The sequence below is a fragment of the Candidatus Accumulibacter vicinus genome (assembly GCF_000584955.1).
GTDB lineage: Bacteria > Pseudomonadota > Gammaproteobacteria > Burkholderiales > Rhodocyclaceae > Accumulibacter > Accumulibacter vicinus.
In genome coordinates, this window is the sequence record NZ_JDSS02000019.1 from 218605 (window position 1) to 221311 (window position 2707).

At 72.2% G+C, this 2707-nt stretch carries 2 protein-coding genes; one reads left to right on the plus strand and one right to left on the minus strand.

The annotated features are described in order from the left end of the window. The coding region (locus CAPSK01_RS22195; protein ID WP_273703257.1) for a caspase family protein at nt 1-2209 on the minus strand (2209 nt) is incomplete at its 3' end. Between the two features lie 111 nt (nt 2210-2320). Between CAPSK01_RS22195 and CAPSK01_RS07420 the strand changes: the two genes are divergently transcribed. Beyond that, nucleotides 2321-2707: hypothetical protein (locus CAPSK01_RS07420; protein ID WP_034924545.1), on the plus strand; the 387-nt coding region annotated here is incomplete at its 3' end.

Genomic DNA, 2707 nt, shown 5'->3' on the forward strand with positions numbered 1-2707 from the left:
AGTCGCCCTCGCCGAGGAACTGCGTTTCCAGCGCGAAGCGCACGCCCCAGAAACGCTCCGCTTCCAGCGGCCAGTCGTCCGGCGCGTCGGCATCGAAGCGCCGCGGGTAGAGCAGCTCCCAGGGCAGCGACAGCTCGCGGCTGATGATCGTCAGCCGGGTTCCCGCTGCCGCTTTCTGCTCGATGTAGTCGAGGATGCGGCGGAACTTGTCGTCCTCGCGGAGCGCCCGGTACAGCGTGCTGCCGGCCTGCGCGAACTGCTGGCTGATCTGGGTCAGGGCGCGCCGGCAGGCCGGCGCCGTGGTGTCCGCACCGTCGAAATCGTCCCACACCGGCGACGACTCGTAGAGACCGGCACCCAGGCTGGCCGTCAGTTGCAGGCGCAGCGCGTCGAGCCGGGCACGGTCCAGGGTCGGCGCGAAACCCTCGATCGACGAACTGATCTCGCCCTCCACGTAGTCGTCGAAGTTCAGATACAGCAGATTGTTTTCAAAGCAGGCTTTCAGCCGCAGGCGGCGCGCCGACGGAGCGATCTCGGCGGCGGCGCGCCGCACCCGCTCGCCGTCGAGGTCTATCGTCGTCGGCGCAACGACCGCCGGCAAGTCCTTGCCGGGCGGCAGCACGATGATCGGCAGGCGGAACTCGTAGAGCCGCGCGCCGGCGTGGTGAAACTCGACATGCACGCCGTATTCGCCGACCGAGCCGGCCAGCGCCCGCAGCGCGAAGGCTTGCGCCTGCCGCAGTTGGCCGTCCTCGAACTCGGCCTCGCCGGCATGCGGGCCGTCGATCGCCAGCCCGTCCTCGGGCGTCACGCTGATCGCCAGCTTCTGTTGGCCGGTCAGCAGCGGTTTGAGTTTCTCGCCTTCGACCAGCGCCCCGGCCGCGTCGCCCGCCGCGAACTGCTTGAAGACCAACAAGGCGACTCCTTGGGCGCGCAGCGTCAGGCCCCTGGCCGCCGGGCCTTCGAGGACGAAACCCAGCTTGCCGGCCGCCGCCGCGCTCGCCGGCGCCTTCTCCCGCGCCGCCTCGTCGGGCGACCCGTCGGCGATGCCCTTGCCGGCCCGCCCGGTGGCGCCGCGCAGTCGAAAGACATCGTGCCCGGCGCCCTCGTCGAGAAAAGCGAAACCGCGCTCGGCCGCGAGGGCGTGGAATCCTTTCGTCGACGACCGCTCGCGCGCCGCGCCGGTGTCGTCCGCCGTCGCCGGCGCCTCGCGCATCTTCCCCGTGTCGCCCCGGCGGCGCGGCTGGCCGCCGATCAGGATGGCCCCCTTGCCGAGCGCCGTGGCGCCGTCGCCCTGCGCGATGGCACCGCCGCCGCGCAGCCTGGCGCGGTAGGAAACCGCCCCGGACGCCGGCAGCGCCAGCGGATCGGGTGGCCGCTGTCCGGTGGCGAGTCCCTTTCCGCCGAGCAGCAGCGCCACCGGGAAGTTGCCGCGCAACTCCGGCCACGGCGTTTGCTCGGCCCCGTGGTCGGCGCGGGCGCTCTCCGGAACGCGACGCTGGAGGTGACTGATCAGGTCGGAAACCAGCACCTCGCTCGCGCCGCCGGCCGCCGGTGCGTGCCCGCTCAGCGCCTCGATCAGGTGATAGGTGAAAATGCTCATGTGGCCGTCGGCGCGCAGATACGAGAGCTGCCCCGGCCGGCACGAACTGAGCACGGCGCGGCCCTCGCCCTGGGCGAGCGGCGTCGCGAGCGACTTCCCGGCAGGCGGGAAGAGCGTCGGCGGAATCGCCGCGCTGTGCAGCGCCGTGGCGGCCAGCGTGTCCTTGACCCTCATCCCGCCCGCGTGGCAGCAATCGAGCAGCACCAGCAGGCGGCGCGGCGCCAGCGCCGCCACGTCGGCCGCGAAGTCGGCGGCGGCAATCGCGCTGCTGCGCATGCGCCGTCGTTCGAGATCGTAGGGAATCAGGAAATACTCGCCGTCCTGCTCGTGGCCGTGGCCGCTGAAATAGACGATCGCCGTCGCGTCGTCGTCGGCGGCCACGCGCTCGGCCAGCCAGTCGAGCCCGGCCAGGATGCCTTGGCGGCTGCTCTCGGCGCCGCTCAGCAGGCGGACCTTGTCGGGCCGGTAGGCGCAGCGCTGCGGGTGCACCAGCACGTCGTACAGCGCGCGCGCGTCGGCCGCGACGGCGGGCAGCGCCGCCGCAGCTTCCCGGTTCCGGTCGACGGCAATCAGCAGCGCGTAGGCATTTTTGAAACGACGGCTCATCTTCTTCCTCCCCGCATCCGGTCGTCCGCCGGCCTCCGGCGTTGACAGCCGCGCGCGTCGACAGGCATCCTCGTATCCTACTCCAACGATAACCCGGCGAGCGGCACGGTGATGAACAGCGAACAAGCTCCCCCAGAGAAAAAGCCGCGCCGAGGCGCCAAAGGCCGCGTCGAGGGCGGCGGCGCGGTTGCCCAGGGCAAGGCGGCCACCGCCCTGGGCCAGGGGGCGCGCCAGGCCGGCCGCGACATCAACGAAGTCACGATCGTCCTGCCGGCGGCCGCACCCGACGACGCCGCCGAACTGCGCCAGGCGTATCTGGGCTGGCTGGTCACGCAGGCCAACCGGCTGCCGCTCGTCGTCACCGACGACAAGACGGTGGTGCAACTGCCCGCGGTCTACACCGCGCTGCTCACCACGGCGAGCGACGACAGCCGCTTCCCGCCGGCCGCCGCGGGCGCGGCCCGCCAGCCCGGCGACGGCGAGCCGTACCAGGGCGAG